The organism is Saccharothrix hoggarensis (genome assembly GCF_052936025.1).
Map to the genome: position 1 here is coordinate 6,058,261 of NZ_CP193624.1, position 20,268 is coordinate 6,078,528.

Genomic DNA, 20,268 nt, shown 5'->3' on the forward strand with positions numbered 1-20,268 from the left:
CGACGGTCAGTTCACCGGGATGATCGTCGGCACGATCATCGGCCGGCGCCGGTAGGTCTCGGCTACCCAGCGGCCGACCACTCGACGCACGGCCTGGGCGATGCGGTGCGAGTCGGTGATGCCCTCGGCCTCGGTGCGGGACAGCTCCATCTCCACCAGGGAGACGGCCTGGTCCAACGCCTTCGGGTCGTCGGAGAACCCGCGCCCGGACACGGTCGGCGGCGCGACGGCGCGGCCGTTGGTGGAGTCGACGGCCACGGTGATGGCGATGAACCCGCCCTCGCCGAGCACGAGCCGGTCGGACAGCGTCGACTCGCCGACGTCGCCCACCGACAGCCCGTCCACGTAGACGTGCCCGACCTCGACCTTGCCGCTGATCGCGGCCTTGCCGTCGACCAGGTCGACCACCACGCCGTCCTCGGCGATGACGACCCGCTCCTCGGCCACGCCGGTCGCCACGGCCAGCGCCGCGTTCGCCCGCAGGTGCCGCCACTCGCCGTGCACCGGCATCACGTTCGACGGCCGCACCGCGTTGTACAGGAACAGCAGCTCGCCTGCGGGCGAGTGGCCGGAGACGTGCACCTTGGCGTTGCCCTGGTGCACGACCGTCGCGCCGAGCCGCGCCAGGCCGTTGACCACGCCGAACACCGCGTTCTCGTTGCCGGGGATCAGCGACGACGCGAGCACGATCGTGTCGCCCGCGCGGATCGAGATCTGCCGGTGCTCGCCGCGCGCCATCCGCGACAGCGCCGACAGCGGCTCGCCCTGCGACCCGGTCGACACGAACAGCACCTCGTCCTCGGGCAGCTCCATGGCCTCGTTGAGGTCCACGAACAGCCCGTCCGGCACGCGCAGGTAGCCCAGCTCGACCGCGATGCCCATGTTGCGCACCATCGACCGGCCCACCAGGGCGACCCGGCGCCGGTACTGCACGGCCACGTCCAGCACCTGCTGCACGCGGTGCACGTGCGAGGCGAAGCAGGCCACGATGACGCGCTGGTCGGCCTTGCGGATGACGTTCTCCAGCACCGGCCCGATCTCGCGCTCCGGCGCGACGAACCCCGGCACCTCGGCGTTGGTCGAGTCGACCAGGAACAGGTCGACGCCCTCGTCGCCGAGCCGGGAGAACCCGGCCAGGTCGGTCAGCCTGCCGTCGAGGGGCAGCTGGTCGAGCTTGATGTCACCGGTGTGCAGCACCAGCCCGGCGGACGTGCGGATCGCCACCGCGACCGCGTCCGGGATCGAGTGGTTGACCGCGAAGAACTCCAGCTCGTACGGCCCGAACGCGCGGCGCTCGCCGTCGGTGATCTCCATCAGCCGCGGGGTCTGGCGGTGCTCCCGGCACTTCGCGGCGAGCAGCGCCAGCGTGAACCGCGAGCCCACCACGGGCAGGTCGGGGCGGAGCTTCAGCAGGAACGGCACCGCGCCGATGTGGTCCTCGTGCCCGTGGGTGAGGACGAGCGCCTCGATGTCGTCCAGCCGGCCCTCGATGGCCCGGAAGTCGGGCAGGATCAGGTCCACGCCCGGCTGGTCGTCCTCGGGGAACAGGACGCCGCAGTCCACGACGAGCAGCCGGCCGGCGTGCTCGAACACCGTCATGTTGCGGCCGATCTCGCCAATTCCGCCCAGTGCGACGACGCGCAGAGCGCCGTCCGGCAGTGCGGGCGGGGGTGAGCTCGGGTTGATCACGCGTTGACTCCCAGTTCGGCCTCGACGGCCTTGATGTCCTCGGTTGAAGCGGGTACCAGCGGCAACCTCGGGTCGCCCACGTCGAGGCCCCGCAAACGCAGGGCGGCCTTCGCGTAGGTGACGCCGGGCATCCGGCTGAAGGGCCGCAGCAGCGGCAGCAGCGACTGGTGGATCGCGGTCGCGCCGGCCACGTCACCGGACTCGAACGCGTCGAGCATGTCGCGCAGCCGGTCGGCGGCGAAGTGCGACACGACGCTGACGAAACCGACCGCGCCGACGGACAGCCAGGGCAGGTTCAGCGGGTCGTCACCGGAGTAGTAGGCCAGGTCGGTGGCCGCGATGACCTTGCTGCCCGCGAGCAGGTCGCCCTTGGCGTCCTTGACGGCGACGACACGCGGGTGCTCCGCGAGCCGCAGCAGGGTGTCCACCTCGATGGGGATCACCGCGCGCGGCGGGATGTCGTACAGCATCACCGGCACGCCGACCTGGTCGGCCACGGTGGTGAAGTGCGCGTACACGCCCTCCTGGGTGGGGCGCGAGTAGTACGGCGTCACGAGGAGCAGGCCGTGCGCGCCCGCCGCCTCCGCCTCCTTGGCCAGGTGCACGCTGTGCGCGGTGTCGTACGTGCCGGCGCCGCTGACCACGGTCGCGCGGTCGCCGACCGCCTCGACGACGGCGCGGACCAGGTCGGCCTTCTCGGCGTCGCTGGTGGTCGGGCTCTCGCCGGTGGTGCCGTTGACCACGAGACCGTCGTTGCCCAGCCCGACCAGGTGCTCGGCGAGCTGTTGCGCCTTCTCCAGGTCCACCGCCCCCCGGGCGTCGAACGGCGTGACCATGGCGGTGAGCACGCGGCCGAACGGGCGGCCGGGCGAGGCGGTAGGACTTCCGGTCATGGCCGGAAATCTACCGCGTCACCCTCGGCAAGCTGCGACTACATGCTCCGGTCGAGGTCTCGCACGAGGCGCACGGCCTCGTCCGGGCCGTCGTACTCGACGTGCGCGGCGGACCGGCCGAACACGTGCACCAGCAATTCCGAGACTTGTCCGGTCAGCACCACGGGGTGGCGTCCGCGCCTGGCCACGTGGGCCTCGCCGTTCGGGCGGCGGAGCACCACGCCGACCGGGCTCTTGCGGTACAGGAGGCGGGCCACCGGTCCCAGCCGCCGCCACAGCACCGCGTCTCGTACCGGATCGGGTGAACGCGGCGCCCAGTCGTCGCGGGCCCGGCGGACGTCCTCGTGGTGCACGAAGTACTCGACCGGGTTCACCAGCTCGTCCACCAGCGCGTAGGGGGAGAACCGGGGCGGACCGCCGCGGACCAGCCCGACCAGCTCGTCCCACGGCTTGGCGGCGTACGCGTCCTGCACCTTCCGGGTGTGCCCGGCCAGGGCCCCGACCAGGATGCCCGCCGCCGCGTCGGGCCGGCGTTCCCGCAGCACGAGGTGGGCGGCGAGGTCGCGCGTGCGCCACGGGTGGCACAGGGTGGGCGCGTCCGGCCCCACCTCGGCGAACAGCTCGGTCAGCAGCCTGCGTTCGTCCTGCGCGACGCCCATGACCCCACGCTACCGATCCTCGGCGTAGACCTGGTCCTCGAGCGGGGCCTTGTCCTTGTGCCAGAGCACGCACGCGACCTCGCGGCTGCCCCGGCCGGAGGAGTCGGTCGGGTCGGACTGCCACTCACCGCTCGTCGGCACCACGGCGGCGTAGCGGAACCGGTCCTCCTTGTCGTCCACCGGGATCAGGTCCGACATGAAGTGCAGGGTGCAGAAGTCCTCGGCGTACTTCTTCAGGTACTCGTCGCCGGGGTAGCCGCGCTTGTCCGAGCCGAACGGGCTGCCCTTCGCGAAGTACTCGACGCGGTGGGACTTCTGGCAGTCCGTGTAGTTGATCGTGGTGTTGGGGTCGAGGTAGTTGTCGCCGCACTGGCCGGCGGTGAGGTCGAACTGGCTCTTCCCGAGCGTGCCGCCCGCGCCGTAGGTGATCGTCTCGGCCATCGCGGCGGACGGCTGGTCGGTGAAGATCCACCGGCCGAGGAGCACGCCGCAGACCAGCAGCGCGACCGACGCGACCGACGTGCCGGCGATCAGCACGGGCTTCAGCCACGGCTTCCGGACCGCGGTCGGCGCGGTGTAGTGCATGGTCGGGTTGGGCGCGCCGAACCCCGTCGGCGGCGTCGGCTGGGCCACGGCGCGCTCCAGCATCGCGCGGGCCTGCGGACCGGTCAGCCGGGCGTTCGGGTCGGGCATCATCAGGCCGGTGATCACCGCGCCGAGCACGCCGTGCGCCCTGGTCAGGCGGGGCATCTCGTTCATGATCGCGTGCAGGGTGGACGCGGTGGACGTGCGCTCGTAGGGGTTCAGGCCCTCCACGGCGTAGCAGAGCGTCGCGCCGAGCGCCCACAGGTCCGACGCCGGTGACGCGTCGTGGCCGTGGATGCGCTCGGGCGACATGTACGCGGGCGAGCCGATGAGGCTGCCGCTGGTCGTCAGCCGCGGGTCGTCCACGGCCTGGGCGATGCCGAAGTCGGTGAGCTTCACCCGGCCGGTCGACGTGATCATGAGGTTGCCGGGCTTGACGTCGCGGTGCACGATGCCCGCCTGGTGCGCGGAGTCCAACGCGGACAGCGCCTGCACGGCCATCGAGATGACGCGGTCCTGCGGCATGGGGCCGTGCTGGGCGATGAGCGTGGACAGCGTCGCCGCCTCCACGAGCTCCATCACGATGTAGGTCATGCCGTTCTCGGCGACCACGTCGAACACGGTGACCACGCCGGGGTCGTTCAGCCGGCCCGCGGTGCGCGCCTCGCGGAGCACCCGCTCCTCCAGCACGCGGCGCTCCTCGTGCGCGATGCCGTCGGGCAGGTGCAGCTCCTTGATGGCCACCTGGCGCCCGATCACGTTGTCCTGGGCGCGCCAGACGACGCCCATGCCACCGCGACCCAGCTCGGCGAGCAGGGTGTACCTGCCCGCGATGACGCGGGGTTGGGCGCTCACACCTTGGGGACCAGTCACCGTCACTCCTCGAAACCCGACCGCCGACCGGGCGGAACGCTACTTCAGACCGCCCGGAGCCCGATCCGGTTTCACGGTTTCGTGACTTCGTGCCCGGACGCCCGCAACGCGCGCACCGCCCGGCCCAGGTCACCGGCCTTCACCAGCAGGTGGTCGGTGTCGTAAGTGGACAGCGCGAACAGGCTCACGCCCGCCGCGGCCAGCTCGCCGGACAGCGCCGCCATGATCCCGGTGAGGGTGAACTCCAGCGGGCCGCGCACGGTCAGCAGCCGCCACCCCGGCTGCACGGCGGCCGTCTCGGGCGCGCGCTCGCTCGGGCACACAACGGACAGCTCGTCCGGCGTCCTGGTGACCGACACCAGGCCTGGCGCGTCGAGCAGCCCGGCCGGGACCGGCGCGTCGGCGGGGAGCCGCGCGATCGTGTACTCACCCGGCCGGACGTCGACGATCAGCCGCTTCACGGCTCAGCCCTCGGTGACCAGCGGGCTGGACGCGACCTCGGTGCCGTCGGACAGCGCGGAGATCGTGAAGTCGGCGAACACGTTGGCCGCCGCCTTCTGGAGCTGGCGCAAGCACTCGACGGCGAGGGCGCGGATCTCCACGTCGGCGTGCTCGGTGGCGCGCATCGCGATGAAGTGCCGCCACGCCCGGTAGTTGCCGGTGACCACGATGCGGGTCTCGGTGGCGTTGGGCAGGATCGCGCGAGCCGCCTGGCGGGCCTGCTTGCGGCGCAGGGTGGCGCTCGGCACGTCGGAGAACTTCTCCTCCAGGCCCTTCAGCAGCTCGTTGTACGCGTCGACGCTGGCCTGGGCGGCGGCGAGGAACTTCTCGTGCAGCTCGGGGTCGTTCGCGATGACGTCCGGCTCGACCATGGCGGCGTTGCGCTCGGGCACGTACCGCTGCGACAGCTGCGAGTACGAGAAGTGCCGGTGGCGGATCAGCTCGTGCGTCAGCGACCGCGAGATGCCGGTCAGGTAGAAGCTCACCGAACCGTGTTCGAGGACGGACAGGTGGCCGACCTCGATGATGTGCTTGATGTAGCCGGCGTTGGTGGCGGTGGCCGGGTTCGGCTTGGTCCACGACTGGTAGCAGGCACGGCCCGCGAACTCCGCCAGCGCCTCGCCGCCGTCGGCGTCGGTCGACCACGGGACGCCGTCCGGGGGGAAGAACTCCGTCTTCGCGATCAACTGCACCTTCGGCGCCACCGTCTCAGCCATGGCCCGAACCCTAACCGAAGCCGACCCGTCCGCCGGCGCGCGCCACCGCCGCCGCCCGCCGTTCGGCCGCGCCCCGGCTGCGCTCCGTCACGGCCGTTCGGCGGCGGGTGATGCCCCCGTTCGCGCGGCGTGATCGACAGCACCGTGATGTCACTTCCGGCATCACGTTCTCCTTGACTGATGTCAGATTTGACGTCATGGTGGTGTCATGGATCTGTCGCCGTACATCGCAGCACTGCGCGAGGACCTCGCGACGGCCGCCTCCGCCGGGGACGACACCACCCGGCGCACCGCGGCCCTGCTGTCCGCAGCCCTGGAGCCCGCCGCGCGGCTCGCGCTCATGAACGCGCTGTCCGACCTGGCCGCGGAGGTCACCGCGGCCCTCGACGGCCCCGTCGTCGACGTGCGGTTGGACGGCCGGGACGTGCAGGTGGTCGTCACCGGCACGGCCGCTCGGGACGAGCCCGAGCCTCAACCCCAGGAGGTCCCGCGGCCGGCGGGCGGTGAGGCCACGCGCATCACCCTGCGGCTGCTGGACGAGCTGAAGTCCAAGGCCGAGCAGGCCGCCGCGGCCCAGGGGCTGTCGCTGAACACGTTCGTCGCGCAGGCCGTGCAGGGCGCGGTCGGCGGGCGGCGCGGCGGCGGTGGCGGCGGGGGTCACAAGCACTGGGGGCCGCCGAAGGACCAGCCGGGCGGCGGCTCGCCGTCCTCACGCGTTCGCGGCTGGGTGCAGGGCTGAGGGGGAGATCATGGAACCGGATGCAGCGCGTCAGCAGAGCTTCGAGGTCGACGGGGTCGTGGAGGTCGACGTGGCGCTGCTCGCCGGCCGGGTGCTGGTGCACCTGGTGGACGAGCCGGGCGTGCACGTCGAGCTCAAGCACGACCCGTCGCTGGGCGAGTCGTGGACGGCCGGCCTGTCCGGCCTCCTGACCTGGGTGAACGACCAGTTCGGCGGCGGCCGTGAACAGGCGGCCGGGCCGGAGGAGGCCGTGCGGGACGCCCGCGTCGAGCTGACCGGCGGGCGGTTGAAGGTGCAGTCGTCCAAGGCGCTGCCGCTGCGCGCCGTGCCGCTGGCGGTGACCGTGCGGGCGCCGTCCGGCTCCCACGTGATCGCCAAGGCCGGGTCGGCCGACGTGACCGTGACGGGCGCGGCGGGCCGCCTGGAGATCCAGACCGGGACCGGCGACGTCACCGCCGACCGGGCCGACGCGCCGTCCCAGGTCAACTCGGGTTCGGGCAAGCTCCGGCTCGGCCCGATGCTCGGCGGGCTGCGCGCGAAGACCGGCAGCGGCGACATCGAGGTGTCGTCGATCGGCGGGAACACCGTCCTCTACACCGGCACCGGCGACGTGTGGCTCGGCGCGGTGCAGGACGACGTGCAGGTGCGCACGGGCAGCGGTGACGTCACCGTCGCCGACGCCGCCGCGGGCCGCATCCAGATGGGCACCGGCTCCGGCGACGTCCGGGTGGGCGTCCGCCCCGGCGTGGCCGCCGAGATCGACCTGGTGTCCAGCACCGGCTCCGCCCGCAGCGAGCTGGACGTCTCGGACACCCCGCCGCCCACCGAACCGGCCCTGCACATCACCGGCCGGACGAGCAGCGGCACCGCCCTGGTGACCACCGCGACGACCACCTGACACCACCGGCTCGTCGCACCGCGGCCGCCGCGGCGTGCGCACCCCCGATGCGCGCGCCGCGGCCCACCTCGCCGCGGCGCACTCCCCAGCGGCCCACTCCCCAGCGGCCCCAGCGGCCCACCGGACCTGTCAGTGGACCACCGACTTCAGCATCGGGGCCAGGTCGCCGCGCGGCACCACCTCGACGTCGTCCAGCTCCAGCCAGTCCGCCATGTGGCGCAGCTCGGCCGCCAGCTCCACGGCCACCCGCCCGACGTCCGCGGTCGGCTCGGAGTGCGCCGCCTGCACGCGCAGGACGCCCGCAGCGCGGTCCGCCTTCAGGTCGACCCGCCCCACCAGCTCGCCGTCCAGCAGGAACGGGAACACGTAGTACCCGTGCACGCGCTTCGCCGCCGGCACGTAGATCTCGATCCGGTAGAAGAAGTCGAAGATCCGCTCGGTGCGCGCCCGCTCCCAGATCAGCGGGTCGAACGGGCACAGCAGCGCGCGGCCGGTGATCCGACGCGGCACCCGCGCCTCGACGTGCCGGTACGCGGGCACGCCCCAGCCGGCCACCTCGACCGGCTCCAGCACCCCGGCGTCCACCAGCTCCGCGACCGCCTGCCGGCTGCGCGCGGGCTGGAGCCGGAAGTAGTCCCGCAGGTCCGGTTCCGTCGCCACCCCCATCGCCTCGGCCGCGCGGCCCACCAGCTCCCGCGCGCCCTCCTCCGCCGAGATCGACCGCCGCCGGGCCAGCACCTCCGGCGGCAGCACGCGCTCGCTCAGGTCGTACAGCCGCTCGAACCCGCGCCGCGTCCCCGTCGTCAGCACGCCCTCGCCGAACAGGTACTCGCACACCTTCTTCACCTCGGACCAGTTCCAGCCCCAGTGGTCCTTGGCCCGCGGCCCGCCGCCGGCCAGCGCCTTCTCGATCGCGCCCGCGCCGAGCGGCCCCAGCTCCTTCACCACGGCCAGGATGTCGTCCACGAGCCGCGGCGAGCCCTCGGCGACCGCCGTGTAGTTCTTCCACCAGCCCGGCCGCTTGGCCCCGGAGTGGAACAGCGGCCAGTCCTCGATCGGCACCAGGCTCGCCTCGTGCGCCCAGTACTCGACCAGCAGCCGGGGCCGCCGGGCGCTGTGCGACCACGCCGCGTCGTCCACCAGCGACGGCGAGTAGGCGCCGAGCCTGCTGAACACCGGCATGTAGTGCGCGCGGACGGCCACGTTCACCGAGTCGAGCTGCAGCAGCCGCACCCGCGACAGCACCCGCTGGAGGTGCCGCCGGGTGGGCGCGGAGGCGGGCCGGGGATCGGCGAAGCCCTGGGCGCCCAGCGCGATGCGGCGGGCGACGTCGGCGCTCATCTTCTGCACGGCAGGATGCTCCCACTCAGGTCCGACACTTCCGCTCGGCCCGCACCACCAGGACCACCGCCAGCACCACCAACAGGCCGCCGACCAGCTGGAACACGCCGACCCGCTCGTCGGCCAGCCACACCCCGAGCACCACGGCGATGATCGGGTTCACGTACGCGTACGTCGCCACCGTCGACACGGGCAGCTGCCCCAGCACGTACACGTACGAGCTGAACGCCAGCAACGACCCGAACACCACGAGGTACCCCCACGCCACCCAGGACGACGTGGTGATCGCGCCGAACGACACCCGCTCCCCCGCGGCCAGCCCGACCACCGTCAACGCCGCGCCGCCCGCCAGCATCTCCACCGCCGACAGCGCGAACGGGTTGGCGGGCGTGTCCAGCCGCCCGCTCAGGAACGTCCCCAGCGCCCAGCCGAACGCCGCCAGCAGCACGACCCACGGCCCCCACCACGACGACGTGCCGACGTCGTCCAGCAGCAGCGCCGCCAGCCCCACGAGCCCGATGGCGACACCCGCGTACGTCACGCCGGCGGGCCGCTCGCCCGCGACCCGCCGCATCACCACCACGTACAGCGGCACGGCCGCCACCAGCAGCGCGGCCAGCCCGGACGCCACCGACTGCTCGGCCAGCACCACGAGCCCGTTGCCCCACGCGGGCAGCAGCAGGCCCAGCAGCACCGAGGAGCCGAACTGCCGCCGCGTCATCCGCAGCCCGCCCCGCCACGCCACCACGAGCGCCAGCAGGGCGCCCGCCAGCAGGAACCGCGTGCCGCCCGACAAGAGGGGCGGCATCGACTCGATGGTGAACCTGATGGCCAGGTAGGTGGAACCCCACACCACGTACACGACGCCCAACGCTGCCCAACGCACCCACGGACGCTTTCACGTGACACCGCCCGGAATCACGCGGGTTTCCGCCGCTAGGGTTCCGGCATGGCCGACGCCAGCGTGCGCACCGCGCAGCCCGACGACGTGGCGGAGATCGCCCGCATCCACCGAGACACCTGGCGGACCGCCTACCGGGACATCCTGCCCGCCGAGGTGCTGGACTCGCTCGACGTCGCGGAGACCGCTCCGGCCTGGGCGGACGCCGTCGCGCGCGGCCAGGTGCTCGTCGCCGCCGAGGGCCGGTGGACGGTCGGCTTCTGCGTCGCGGGGCCGGCGCCGGAGGACGAGGTGGCCAACGCCGACGGCTCGCTGCCCGCCGACGCGTCGACGACGGCGCTGGTGAGCGTGCTCGTGGAACCCCGGTGGGGTCGGCGCGGGCACGGCGGCAGGTTGCTGGCCACGGCCGCCGGGCACCTGCGGGAAGCGGGGGCCACCAGGGGCGTCGCGTGGGTGCCCGAGGCGGACCGCAGCTCGATCGACTTCTACGCCAAGGCGGAGTGGGAAGCGGACGGCACGGTGCGCACGCTGGACGCGGGCGGGCGGCCGGTCAGGGAGATCCGGATGACCGGGGGGCTGTCCCTACTGCTCACGCCGTGACAGGACGGGTAGCCTCGGCCGGGTGCTCGGGTGGTTGTGCCTCACGTTCGGGGTCGCGTTCGGCTCCGCGATCCTGCCCCTGATCAGCATCGAGATCTTCGTCATCGGCCTGGTCACCCAGCAGCCGGGCATTTCTTGGTGGTGGATCGGGCTCGCCGTGGCCCTGGGCCAGGTGCTGGGCAAGATGTTCTACTTCCTGGCCGCCCGCGGCTCGCTGCACCTCCCCGCGTTCCTGAAGCGCGCGGAGAAGGCGGAGAAGCCGTCGTCGCCGTGGCGGCGGAAGTGGAAGGCGCGGCTGGAGTGGGTGCGCGAGCGCTGCCACCGGCACCCGCACTGGATGTTCGGCACGCACGCGGTCAGCTCGGTGGTCGGCCTGCCGCCGTTCATGTTCACCACCGTGCTGGCGGGGTTGGCGGGCATGTCGTCCTGGCTGTTCATCTCCACCGGCATGGTCGGGCGGTTCGCCCGGTTCAGCGTGCTGGCCGCTTCCCCGGCCGCGGTCGCAGGGTGGTGGGTGCACTGACGGACGTCTTCCCGCCGCGCTCGTGCCGCACCAGGCGCTGTTCGGGCAGCGTCAGGCCGTAGTGGTCGTGCAGCTCGGCCTGCTCGTCGTCCGACAGCTCCCGGCTGCGCACTTCGGGCGCGCCCGCGACCTCGTGCTCCTCCACCGGCACGACGAGCCGGCGTTCGCGCACCTGGGCGCCGAGGATGGGCACCAGGGTGGTGCCGCCGGCCCGTCGCACGGTGGCCCAGAGCGGGCGGCCGTCGGCCAGCCACACCTCGGACACCGGGCCGATCGGCCGGCCGTGCCGGTCCAGCACGTCGCAGTCGTAGAGCCGGTCCACTGTTGTTCGGTCCATGTCCCACCGGCTACCCGGCCATTCGGGTGAGCGCACGGCGAACCACCCGGTCGTGTGACCGCTAGGTGAGGGCGAGGGCGATGCTCACGGCGGCGGCGATGACCAGGCAGGCGACGGTCAGCCGCAGGTTCTCGCAGGTTTTGACCACACGAGCCACGGTAGCGACACGTGCCGAAGGATCAAAGGCAAGAAGACGTTAAGACCGAATGAACCGCGTCTCACTCGACCGGCTCACACCCGATTCGTCGGCGACTGGAATAGTTCGATGGCCTTGCGCATGGTCTCGCGGGCCCGACCACGGTCACCGGCCAGGTCGTACGCCTGCGCCAGCAGGAACCACGCCCGCCAGTCCTCCGGCCGCGCCTCGACGTCGGCCCGGCGCTCCTCGAACCACGCGTCGGCGGCCTCCCGCTCCACCCGCCCGGACGGCGCGGCAGCGCGGAGGTGTCCAGGAGACCGCCCTCCGCGTCGAGCTGCCGCGCCATCCGCTCGGTGGTGAAGCCGAACCGCAGGTTCGTCCACGCGATCCACGCGCCGATCAGCGGCAGCACCAGCACGCCGACGCCCAGGCCGACGCCGACCGGGTCGCCGGTGCTGAGCAGCGCCACGGCCCGGCCGCCGAGCAGCACGAAGTACACCGCCAGCGCGGCGGTGATCAGGAACGCGACGGTGCGGGTGCTCATCGCCGGCCCGGTCCGCGGAGGTCCACGGGGATCAGAGGTCCATGTACTTGTCGAGACCGACCGACAGGCCCGGGTGCCGCGCGATCGACCGCACGGCCAGCAGCACGCCCGGCATGAACGACTTCCGGTCCAGCGAGTCGTGCCGCAGCGTCAGCGTCTCGCCCTCCGTGCCGAACACGACCTCCTGGTGCGCGATCAGCCCGGCCACGCGCAGCGAGTGCACCCGCACGTCGCCCACCAGCGTCCCGCGCGCCCCCGGCGCCTCCTGGGTCGTCGCGTCCGGCATCGGGCCGAGGCCCGCCGCCTCACGCGCCTGGGAGATCAGCCGGGCGGTGTGCGCGGCGGTGCCCGACGGGGCGTCCACCTTGCGCGGGTGGTGCAGCTCGATGACCTCGACCGACTCGTAGTACCGGGCGGCCAGCTCGGCGAACCGCATGGACAGCACCGCGCCGATGGCGAAGTTCGGCGCGATCAGCACGCCCAGCTCCGGCTTCTGCTCCAGCCACTCCGACACCGCGCCGAGCCGCTGGGCGTCGAACCCGGAGGTGCCGACCACGGCGTGGATGTCGTTGTCCACGCAGAACCGGATGTTGTCCATCACCACCTCGGGGCTGGTGAAGTCGACCGCGACCTGGGCGCCCGCGTCGGCCAGGTTGAACAGCCAGTCGCCCGCGTCGACCATCGCGACGACTTCCATGTCCCCCGCGGCCTCGACCGCGCGGCACACCTCGGCGCCCATGCGGCCCCTGGCGCCGATGACGCCGACGCGGAGCGGTTCGGCCGACGACCCGTTCGCGGGGTCGAGCGGAGACTGAGCACTCAAGAGATCACCTCGTGCACCTGGGACGGCAGATCGTCGGCGTGAGCGTAAGGGCCGACCACGGCGGCGGCGACGGGACGTCGCAGCAGATCACGCGCCAGCGTCGCCACGTCCTCGGACGTGACCTCGTCGATGCGCGCGAGCGTCTGCTCCACGGACAGGTAGTCGCCGTAGTTCAGCTCGCCCTTGCCGATGCGCGACATCCGCGAGCTGGTGTCCTCCAGGCCCAGCACGAGCCCGCCGCGCAGCTGGCCCTTGCCGCGGGCCACCTCCGCGTCCTCCAGCCCGTCACGGGCCACGGTGGACAGCACCTCGCGCACCACGCCGGCCACGTCGCCGAGCCGGTCGGGCTGGCAGCCCGCGTAGATCGACAACGTGCCCGCGTCGGCGTAGAGGCCCACCGACGAGTACACCTGGTACGCCAGGCCGCGCCGTTCCCGGACCTCCTGGAACAGCCGCGAGCTCATGCCGCCGCCCAGCGCTGCGTTGAGGACGTTCAGGGCGAACCGGCGCTCGTCGTGCCGGTCCAGCCCGCGCACGCCCAGCATCAGGTGCGCCTGCTCGGTGTCGTCGGAGTGCAGCACCAGCTTGCGCGAACCGGGGATGCGGGCGCGTCCGGCGCGGGGCGCGACGGGCGTGCCGACGCGGTCGAGCCGATCGCCGACCTGCTTGCGCACCAACCGCATCACGTGCGCGTGGTCGATGTTGCCCGCGACCGCCAGCACCATCCGCGGCAGCGTGTAGCGCCGCTTGTAGAAGCCGAACAGCGCGTCGCGGTCCATGTCCCCGATGGACTGCTCGGTGCCCAGCACCGGCCGTCCCAGCGCGTGCTCGCCCAGCAGGGCGTCCAGGAACGCGTCGTGCAGCAGGTCTTCCGGGTCGTCGTCGCGCATGGCGATCTCTTCGAGCACCACGCCGCGCTCGGTCTCGAAGTCCCGCGGCTCGCACAGCGCGTCGAACACCACGTCGCACACCAGGTCCATCGCCAGCGGCAGGTCCTCGTCGAGGACGTGCGCGTAGTAGCAGGTGTGCTCCTTGGCGGTGAACGCGTTCAGCTCGCCGCCGACCGCGTCGATCTCCTCGGCGATCTGCGCGGCCGTGCGGTTCGCCGTGCCCTTGAACAGCAGGTGCTCCAGGTAGTGCGCGGCGCCCGCGACCTCGACCCGCTCGTCGCGCGACCCGACCTGCACCCACAGGCCGACCGACGCCGACCGGACGCCGGGGATGCGCTCGGTGATGACCCGCAGCCCGGACGGCAGCACGCTGCGGCGCACGGCCAGGCCGCCGTCGCCGCGTTCCAGCGAGACCGTGCTGCCGGGCTTCTGCAGGTGCCCGAGCCGGCGCGTAAGCGGACGGCCGCGAGTGCCAGAAGCACTCGCGGCCGTCCCGTTGACGCTCGTCCTCACTGCGCGGGTGCCTCGGCGGGCGCGTCGTCCGCGACGGGCGCGTCGCCGGCCGGGGCCGACTCGGCGTCGTCGTTGACCAGCACCAGGCTGATCTTGCCGCGCTGGTCGATGTCCGCGATCTCGACGCGGAGCTTGTCGCCGACGTTGACGACGTCCTCGACCTTGTTGATGCGCTTGCCGTTGCCCAGCTTCGAGATGTGGATCAGGCCGTCCTTGCCCGGGAGCAGGGACACGAACGCGCCGAACGCCGCGGTCTTCACCACGGTGCCCAGGAAGCGCTCGCCGACCTTCGGCAGCTGCGGGTTCGCGATCGCGTTGATCAGGCCGATCGCGGCCTCGGCCGACGGGCCGTCCGCCGCGCCGACGTAGATCGTGCCGTCGTCCTCGATGGAGATGTCGGCGCCGGTCTGCTCGGTGATCGAGTTGATCATCTTGCCCTTCGGGCCGATGACCTCGCCGATCTTGTCGGTCGGGATCTTGACCGACGTCACGCGCGGCGCGAACGGGCTCATCTCGTCCGGGCTGTCGATGGCCTCGGCCATGACCTCCAGGATGGTCAGGCGCGCGTCGCGGGCCTGACCCAGGGCCGACGCCAGGACCTCGGACGGGATGCCGTCGAGCTTGGTGTCGAGCTGGAGCGCGGTGACGAACTCCTTGGTGCCGGCGACCTTGAAGTCCATGTCGCCGAACGCGTCCTCGGCGCCGAGGATGTCGGTCAGCGCGACGTACTCCGTCTTGCCGTCGACCTCGTCGGACACCAGGCCCATGGCGATGCCCGAGACCGGCGCCTTCAGCGGCACGCCGGCGTTGAGCAGCGACATCGTGGACGCGCAGACCGAGCCCATCGACGTCGAGCCGTTGGAGCCCAGCGCCTCGGACACCTGGCGGATCGCGTAGGGGAACTCCTCGCGCTTGGGCAGCACGGGCATGATCGCCCGCTCGGCCAGCGCGCCGTGGCCGATCTCGCGGCGCTTGGGCGAGCCCACGCGGCCGGTCTCACCGGTGGAGAACGGCGGGAAGTTGTAGTGGTGCAGGTAGCGCTTGTGCGTCTCCGGGGACAGCGAGTCGATCTGCTGCTCCATGCGCAGCATGTTCAGCGTGGTGACACCCAGGATCTGGGTCTCGCCGCGCTCGAACAGCGCCGAGCCGTGCGCCCGCGGGATGACCTCGACCTCGGCCGACAGCGACCGGATCTCGGTGAGGCCGCGGCCGTCGATGCGGACCTTGTCGCGCAGGATGCGCTGGCGGACCAGCTTCTTGGTCAGCGAGCGGAACGCCGCGCCGACCTCCTTCTCGCGACCCTCGAACCGCTCGGCCAGCTTCTCCAGCACCGACGCCTTGATCTCGTCGATGCGGGACTCGCGCTCCTGCTTGGGGCCGATCGTCATCGCCTGGCCGAGCTCGCCGCCGGCGGCCTCCTCGACGGCCTCGAAGGCGTCGGGCTGGTAGGCCGGGTAGGTCGGGAACTCGCCGGTGGCCTTCGCGGCGACCTGCGCCAGCTGGGCCTGCGCGTCGCACAGCGCCTTGATGAACGGCTTGGACGCCTCGAGACCGGCGGCCACGACCTCCTCGGTGGGCGCCTGCGCGCCGTCGCCGACCAGGTCGATGACGTTCTCGGTGGCCTCGGCCTCGACCATCATGATCGCGACGTCGTCACCGACGACACGGCCGGCGACGACCATGTCGAACACGGCCTTCTCCAGCTGCTCGTGGGTCGGGAACGCCACCCACTGGCCCTCGATCAGCGCCACCCGGACGCCGCCGATGGGGCCCGAGAACGGCAGGCCCGCGAGCTGCGTGGACGCGGACGCGGCGTTGATCGCCACCACGTCGTACAGGTCCTGCGGGTTCAGGCTCATCACCGTGATGACGACCTGGATCTCGTTGCGCAGACCGTCCACGAAGGACGGGCGCAGCGGCCGGTCGATCAGGCGGCAGGTCAGGATCGCGTCGGTCGACGGGCGACCCTCGCGGCGGAAGAACGAGCCGGGGATGCGGCCCGCCGCGTACATGCGCTCCTCGACGTCCACCGTGAGGGGGAAGAAGTCGAAGTGCTCCTTGGGGTGCTTCGACGCCGTCGTGGCCGACAGCAGCATCGTCTCGTCGTCCAGGTAGGCGACGACCGAGCCGGCGGCCTGGCGGGCCAGGCGACCGGTTTCGAAGCGGATGGTGCGCGTGCCGAATCGACCGTTGTCGATCACGGCTGAAGTCTCGTGGACCTCGATGTCCGTCATGTGCGGATACTCCTCGTCATGCGGGCCACAGCGCGCTCAGGCGCGGGTCGCGGTTCGGACGAGGCCGGTCTTCGATCGAAGTCCCCTGGGATTCGTACCAGGGGGCCACTACCGAGGACCGGCGAACTGTCGTCCCGTGCGCCGCGCGTGCGTCCCTCGTCTTTGTTGTTTTCAGTTACGCCGAAGGGGAGTGACCCTCGTGGTCACTCCCCCTCGGGACGTCTCACCTGCGCAGACCGAGCCGCCCGATGAGGGCGCGGTAGCGCTGGATGTCCACCTTCTGGAGGTAGTTCAGCAGCCGGCGGCGACGGCCGACCAGCAGGAGCAGGCCACGACGCGAGTGGTGGTCGTGCTTGTGCTTCTTCAGGTGCTCCGTCAGGTCGGCGATGCGCTTGCTCAGCAGCGCGACCTGGGCCTCGGCGGAACCGGTGTCCGTGTCGTGGACGCCGTACTCGGCGAGGATGGTCTTCTTTTCCTGGGTGGTCAGTGCCACGTGCTCGTTACTCCTTGTGCCTGGTTAAGTGCCGTGCGGCCCCGCGGATCGCGGGGTAGTCGGTACTGGCCGCCACGGACCGCAGCCAGACCCAACTGTCGAGGTTACCAGCAGTGGCCGCGGCCTACGCGTTTGACGTGGTCAAGGGCACTCGGTCGAGGACGGTGTAGCCCTCGGCCGGGCGGCTGCGGACCAGCGCGACCTCCGCCGCCGCCCACTCACGCCCGGTGAACTCCAGCGGCGGCCACGCCCGGCCGCGGGCGACCGTCAGGTGCGGGCTCCAGTCGGGCGGCACGCCCGCCGCCGCGCCCAGGGCGGCCAGCGCGCCGTCCACGGGCTCCACCCCGACCCACAGCGCCTGCCCGAACCGGCCGCTCCCGCGCAGCCGCACCACGGGCGCGGCCAGGCCGCGCAGCCCGGCGAGCTGGTCGGCGGGCTCGGCCTCGCCGAAGAACCGGACGGTGACGTGCCAGCGGTCGGGCCGCACCCAGCGGAGCCGGGGGTGCGCCAGGCGGAGCGGGGCCAGGGCGTCCAGCAGCTCGTCGACGACGTCGGCGGGTGGGAAGAGGGCGGAGAAGAGGCTCAACGCCCGACCGTCAGCGTTCCTTGCTCGCGCGGCGCAGCAGCTCCGCCAGCGCCGGGAAGTCCTCGCCCAGCACGTCGGCGGCCTGCGACAGCTCGCGGCGGTCGGCGACGCGGCGCAGGACCGGGAACACCACGGACACCTCGTCGTCGGCTCCGTTGACGGGGAACGAGTCGCGGCTCACCGTCGGCTTGGACAGCCGCACGTCCTCCAGCGCGCGCTGCAACGCCTCGGGCGCGCCGGTCGCCACGTCGGCGGTGAGGACCTTGCGCTCCAACATGATCATCCGGGCGAGCACGGAGGGGTTGCCGATCTTGGCGCGGCGGCCGCTCATCACCTGGCTGAGCATGGGCGCGCTGATGCCGAGCACGTCGGCGAGCTGGGCCTGCGAGACGTTGAACGCGACCACCAGCCGGCGCACCCGGTCGCCCAGGGGTTCCCCGTACCACTCCCGCTGCAACGCGAGGTTGCGCTGGACGATCTTGTGGTCCTCCACCTTCGCCTCTCCCCTGACCGCTCGACCTGCCAGGCATCCTGCCAGGTCGCCCGGTGTCGCACGGCCGGTTCCACCCACCTGGTTCAACGGTTCAGGCGCCGTCGTCGCCGGCCAGGATCTCGCGGGTCGTGGCGACGTCGCGGTGCATCTGCTCCAGCAGCGACTCGACGCTGTCGAACTTCTCCATGTCCCGCAGCCGGTGGACGAAGTCGAGCGCCACCCGCTGCCCGTAGAAGTCCTCGTCCACGTCCAGCACGAAGGCCTCGACGCGGCGTTCCCGACCGCTGAACGTCGGGTTGGTGCCCACGCTGACGGCGGCGCGGAGCCTCCTCCCGCTGCCGTGCACGAACCAGCACGCGTACACGCCGTCCGCGGGCACGGCGGCGAAGCGGGTCGTGGACAGGTTCGCCGTGGGGAAGCCGAGTTCCTTGCCGCGGCCGTCGCCGCGCACCACGATGCCCTCCAGCCGGTGCGGCCGGCCCAGCGCGTGGGCGGCCGCGGCCACGTCGCCCGCGTCGATGCACGCCCGGATGTACGTCGACGAGTACGTCACGCCGTCGTCGGTCACCAGATCCGCCCCCTCGGTCACGAAACCGAACCGCTTGCCCAGCGCGCGCAGCAGGTCCACGGTGCCCGCCGCCTTGTGGCCGAACGTGAAGTTCTCCCCCACCACGACGGCCGCCACGTGCAGCCGGTCCACCAGCACCTCGTGCGCGAACTCGTCCGCCGGCGTGCGCGCCACCTCGGCGGTGAACGGGATCACGCAGAACACGTCCACCCCCAGGCCCTCGACCAGTTCGGCGCGCCGGCGCAGGCTCGTGAGCTGGGCCGGGTGGCTGCCGGGCCGCACGACCTCGGACGGGTGCGGGTCGAAGGTGATCAGGACGCTCGGCACGTTCCGGTCGCGCGCGAGCTCGACGGCGCGGTTGATCAGCGCCTGGTGCCCGCGGTGCACCCCGTCGAACACGCCGATGGTCACGACGCAGCGGCCCCAGCCGCCCGGTAGGTGGTCCAGCCCTCGCCAGCGTTGCACGCCGGCAAGCCTACGGGTTGAGGTTGACGTCCCGTCCGGCCTGGTGGACGGTGCCGCCGTCGCGCGCGATGGCGGTCTGGTTGACCGTGCTCGGCGAGTTGACGGAGATCGAGTCGACGTCGCCCACCTGGAGCACGGGACCGGCCACGTCGCCGCGGATCACGTTGCTGACCGACGACCTGGGCGCCGGCGGCTCGGCGGCCGGCGGCTTCGGCGCGGCTCTCGGCACGCGCAGCGCGATGACCACGCCCAGCGCCGTGAGCAGCACGACCGCCACCCACGCCCACGGGTTCGTGCCGCCGTCCGTGGCCAGGTTGATGGCCACCCCGGTGGCCGACGTCACGACACCGGCCGCGGCCGGCCAGACCCATCTCGCCATGCGCTCCAAGGTAGGCCCTAGCCCGCCGGCGTGAGTACCACCAACGGCTTGGCCACCGCGCCCTCGTCCTTCGCCAGGGCGACGACGTGGCCGTCGGGGCCGAACACGCCGTACGTGCCCGCCAGCCCGCCGGCGGCGAGCCGCTGGCCGTGCGACAGGGCCACCGCCTCGCGGGGCGCGATCTCGCGGCGCGGGAACGCGGTCGAGACGGCGGCGTCGAGGTCCAGCGACAGGCCGGGCGACTCCTCCAGCTGGTCCAGCGTCTTGGCGACGCGCAGGTCGAACGGGCCGACGCGGGTGCGGCGCAGGGCCGCCAGGTGCCCGCCGACGCCGAGGTCCGCGCCCAGGTCGCGGGCCAGCGCCCGGACGTACGTGCCGGACGAGCACTCGACCATGACGTCGAGCTCGGTGGCGTCGCCCTCGCGCCGGATCGCCAGCACGTCGAATCGGTGCACGGTCACCGGCCGCGCCGGGATTTGCACGTCCTCGCCGGCCCGCACCCGCGCGTACGCCCGCTTGCCGTCGATCTTCACGGCGCTCACCGCGCTGGGCACCTGCTCGATCGCGCCGGTCAGCTTCGCCACGCCGGCCCGGATGGCGTCCTCGGGGACGTCGGACGCGTCGGCCGTGGACAGCACCTCGCCCTCGGCGTCGTCGGTCGTGGTGGCGGAGCCGAGGCGGATCGTCGACAGGTACGCCTTGCTGTCCAGCGCCAGGTGGCCGAGCAGCTTCGTGGCCCGCTCGATGCCGAGCACGAGCACGCCGGTCGCCATCGGGTCGAGCGTGCCCGCGTGCCCGACCTTCCGGGTGCCGAGGATGCGGCGGACCCTGGCCACCACGTCGTGCGAGGTCATGCCGTCGGGCTTGTCGATGACGACGAGGCCGG

At 72.5% G+C, this 20,268-nt stretch carries 22 protein-coding genes and 1 pseudogene; 4 read left to right on the forward strand and 19 right to left on the reverse strand.

From position 1 onward, the window contains the following. Positions 1-6: 6 nt before the first annotated feature. The 6 genes from ACRAKH_RS27275 to thyX form a co-directional block, all read right to left on the reverse strand. On the reverse strand, positions 7-1,689 hold the full coding sequence (locus ACRAKH_RS27275) for a ribonuclease J (protein WP_380724205.1): 1,683 nt from the start codon (positions 1,687-1,689) through the stop codon (positions 7-9). Then, positions 1,686-2,582, reverse strand: a complete 897-nt coding sequence (gene dapA / locus ACRAKH_RS27280) for a 4-hydroxy-tetrahydrodipicolinate synthase (protein WP_380724206.1) — start codon at positions 2,580-2,582, stop codon at positions 1,686-1,688. Before dapA ends, ACRAKH_RS27275 begins: the two co-directional genes overlap by 4 nt. Positions 2,583-2,620: 38 nt before the next feature. Next, on the reverse strand, positions 2,621-3,241 hold the full coding sequence (locus ACRAKH_RS27285) for a TIGR03085 family metal-binding protein (protein WP_380724207.1): 621 nt from the start codon (positions 3,239-3,241) through the stop codon (positions 2,621-2,623). A gap of 9 nt (positions 3,242-3,250) precedes the next feature. Beyond that, a complete protein-coding gene (locus ACRAKH_RS27290; protein WP_380724208.1) occupies positions 3,251-4,699 on the reverse strand; it encodes a serine/threonine-protein kinase in 1,449 nt (482 codons plus the stop codon). Between the two features lie 71 nt (positions 4,700-4,770). Then, on the reverse strand, positions 4,771-5,160 hold the full coding sequence (locus ACRAKH_RS27295) for an ACT domain-containing protein (protein WP_380724209.1): 390 nt from the start codon (positions 5,158-5,160) through the stop codon (positions 4,771-4,773). A gap of 3 nt (positions 5,161-5,163) precedes the next feature. Next, on the reverse strand, positions 5,164-5,916 hold the full coding sequence (gene thyX / locus ACRAKH_RS27300; RefSeq protein ID WP_380724210.1) for an FAD-dependent thymidylate synthase: 753 nt from the start codon (positions 5,914-5,916) through the stop codon (positions 5,164-5,166). Between the two features lie 208 nt (positions 5,917-6,124). On the opposite strand from thyX, the gene ACRAKH_RS27305 reads away from it, so the two are divergent. Together ACRAKH_RS27305 and ACRAKH_RS27310 are read left to right on the forward strand one after the other, a co-directional pair. Further along, entirely contained in the window at positions 6,125-6,655 is a 531-nt protein-coding gene (locus ACRAKH_RS27305) for a toxin-antitoxin system HicB family antitoxin (protein WP_380724211.1), read from the forward strand. A 10-nt stretch (positions 6,656-6,665) separates the two neighbouring features. Continuing rightward, positions 6,666-7,553, forward strand: coding sequence for a DUF4097 family beta strand repeat-containing protein (locus tag ACRAKH_RS27310; RefSeq protein WP_380724212.1), 888 nt, complete (start codon positions 6,666-6,668; stop codon positions 7,551-7,553). A gap of 129 nt (positions 7,554-7,682) precedes the next feature. Here the strand turns inward: ACRAKH_RS27310 and ACRAKH_RS27315 are convergent, their stop codons facing one another. Continuing rightward, positions 7,683-8,894: a winged helix-turn-helix domain-containing protein gene (locus tag ACRAKH_RS27315; RefSeq protein WP_380724219.1), complete on the reverse strand. Its 1,212-nt coding sequence runs from the start codon at positions 8,892-8,894 to the stop codon at positions 7,683-7,685. A 25-nt stretch (positions 8,895-8,919) separates the two neighbouring features. Continuing rightward, complete coding sequence (locus tag ACRAKH_RS27320) at positions 8,920-9,780, reverse strand: EamA family transporter (RefSeq protein WP_380724213.1); 861 nt, start codon at positions 9,778-9,780, stop codon at positions 8,920-8,922. Between the two features lie 63 nt (positions 9,781-9,843). Here ACRAKH_RS27320 and ACRAKH_RS27325 point away from each other — a divergent pair, with 63 nt between their 5' ends. Both ACRAKH_RS27325 and ACRAKH_RS27330 read left to right on the forward strand, forming a co-directional pair. Beyond that, complete coding sequence (locus ACRAKH_RS27325) at positions 9,844-10,395, forward strand: GNAT family N-acetyltransferase (protein WP_380724214.1); 552 nt, start codon at positions 9,844-9,846, stop codon at positions 10,393-10,395. Between the two features lie 22 nt (positions 10,396-10,417). Next, entirely contained in the window at positions 10,418-10,918 is a 501-nt protein-coding gene (locus ACRAKH_RS27330) for a hypothetical protein (RefSeq protein ID WP_380724215.1), read from the forward strand. Here the strand turns inward: ACRAKH_RS27330 and ACRAKH_RS27335 are convergent. The 11 genes and pseudogenes from ACRAKH_RS27335 to truB all read right to left on the reverse strand — a co-directional run bounded on the left by ACRAKH_RS27335 (position 10,866) and on the right by truB (position 20,236). Continuing rightward, positions 10,866-11,255, reverse strand: a complete 390-nt coding sequence (locus ACRAKH_RS27335; RefSeq protein WP_380724216.1) for a PRC-barrel domain-containing protein — start codon at positions 11,253-11,255, stop codon at positions 10,866-10,868. The genes ACRAKH_RS27330 and ACRAKH_RS27335 overlap by 53 nt on opposite strands. 231 nt (positions 11,256-11,486) lie before the next feature. Then, positions 11,487-11,938: pseudogene (locus tag ACRAKH_RS27340) on the reverse strand (tetratricopeptide repeat protein). 31 nt (positions 11,939-11,969) lie between these two features. Then, a complete protein-coding gene (gene dapB, locus ACRAKH_RS27345; RefSeq protein WP_380724217.1) occupies positions 11,970-12,761 on the reverse strand; it encodes a 4-hydroxy-tetrahydrodipicolinate reductase in 792 nt (263 codons plus the stop codon). Then, positions 12,758-14,086: a M16 family metallopeptidase gene (locus ACRAKH_RS27350; RefSeq protein WP_380724220.1), complete on the reverse strand. Its 1,329-nt coding sequence runs from the start codon at positions 14,084-14,086 to the stop codon at positions 12,758-12,760. Before ACRAKH_RS27350 ends, dapB begins: the two co-directional genes overlap by 4 nt. Positions 14,087-14,160: 74 nt before the next feature. Next, on the reverse strand, positions 14,161-16,398 hold the full coding sequence (locus ACRAKH_RS27355) for a polyribonucleotide nucleotidyltransferase (RefSeq protein WP_380724218.1): 2,238 nt from the start codon (positions 16,396-16,398) through the stop codon (positions 14,161-14,163). Between the two features lie 223 nt (positions 16,399-16,621). Next, positions 16,622-16,891: a 30S ribosomal protein S15 gene (gene rpsO / locus ACRAKH_RS27360; protein ID WP_141981300.1), complete on the reverse strand. Its 270-nt coding sequence runs from the start codon at positions 16,889-16,891 to the stop codon at positions 16,622-16,624. A gap of 124 nt (positions 16,892-17,015) precedes the next feature. After that, a complete protein-coding gene (locus ACRAKH_RS27365) occupies positions 17,016-17,477 on the reverse strand; it encodes a 2'-5' RNA ligase family protein (RefSeq protein WP_447009377.1) in 462 nt (153 codons plus the stop codon). A gap of 10 nt (positions 17,478-17,487) precedes the next feature. Further along, complete coding sequence (locus tag ACRAKH_RS27370; RefSeq protein WP_380728624.1) at positions 17,488-17,970, reverse strand: helix-turn-helix domain-containing protein; 483 nt, start codon at positions 17,968-17,970, stop codon at positions 17,488-17,490. Positions 17,971-18,061: 91 nt separating this feature from the next. Continuing rightward, positions 18,062-19,003, reverse strand: coding sequence for a bifunctional riboflavin kinase/FAD synthetase (locus tag ACRAKH_RS27375; protein WP_380728622.1), 942 nt, complete (start codon positions 19,001-19,003; stop codon positions 18,062-18,064). Between the two features lie 10 nt (positions 19,004-19,013). Next, on the reverse strand, positions 19,014-19,382 hold the full coding sequence (locus ACRAKH_RS27380; protein ID WP_380728620.1) for a hypothetical protein: 369 nt from the start codon (positions 19,380-19,382) through the stop codon (positions 19,014-19,016). Positions 19,383-19,399: 17 nt separating this feature from the next. Continuing rightward, positions 19,400-20,236 carry a tRNA pseudouridine(55) synthase TruB gene (gene truB, locus ACRAKH_RS27385; protein WP_380728628.1) on the reverse strand — a complete coding sequence of 279 codons (837 nt, stop codon included), beginning with the start codon at positions 20,234-20,236 and terminating at the stop codon, positions 19,400-19,402. Positions 20,237-20,268: the final 32 nt, after the last annotated feature.

Bases quoted from the DNA above. Each gene is read 5' to 3' on its own strand.
- dapA (WP_380724206.1), bottom strand. From the start codon at position 2,582: ATGACCGGAAGTCCTACCGCCTCGCCCGGCCGCCCGTTCGGCCGCGTG.
- ACRAKH_RS27380 (WP_380728620.1), bottom strand. From the start codon at position 19,382: ATGGCGAGATGGGTCTGGCCGGCCGCGGCCGGTGTCGTGACGTCGGCC.
- ACRAKH_RS27355 (WP_380724218.1), bottom strand. From the start codon at position 16,398: ATGACGGACATCGAGGTCCACGAGACTTCAGCCGTGATCGACAACGGT.
- truB (WP_380728628.1), bottom strand. From the start codon at position 20,236: ATGACCTCGCACGACGTGGTGGCCAGGGTCCGCCGCATCCTCGGCACC.
- ACRAKH_RS27310 (WP_380724212.1), top strand. From the start codon at position 6,666: ATGGAACCGGATGCAGCGCGTCAGCAGAGCTTCGAGGTCGACGGGGTC.
- ACRAKH_RS27285 (WP_380724207.1), bottom strand. From the start codon at position 3,241: ATGGGCGTCGCGCAGGACGAACGCAGGCTGCTGACCGAGCTGTTCGCC.
- ACRAKH_RS27335 (WP_380724216.1), bottom strand. From the start codon at position 11,255: ATGGACCGAACAACAGTGGACCGGCTCTACGACTGCGACGTGCTGGAC.
- ACRAKH_RS27315 (WP_380724219.1), bottom strand. From the start codon at position 8,894: ATGAGCGCCGACGTCGCCCGCCGCATCGCGCTGGGCGCCCAGGGCTTC.
- ACRAKH_RS27305 (WP_380724211.1), top strand. From the start codon at position 6,125: ATGGATCTGTCGCCGTACATCGCAGCACTGCGCGAGGACCTCGCGACG.
- thyX (WP_380724210.1), bottom strand. From the start codon at position 5,916: ATGGCTGAGACGGTGGCGCCGAAGGTGCAGTTGATCGCGAAGACGGAG.
- ACRAKH_RS27325 (WP_380724214.1), top strand. From the start codon at position 9,844: ATGGCCGACGCCAGCGTGCGCACCGCGCAGCCCGACGACGTGGCGGAG.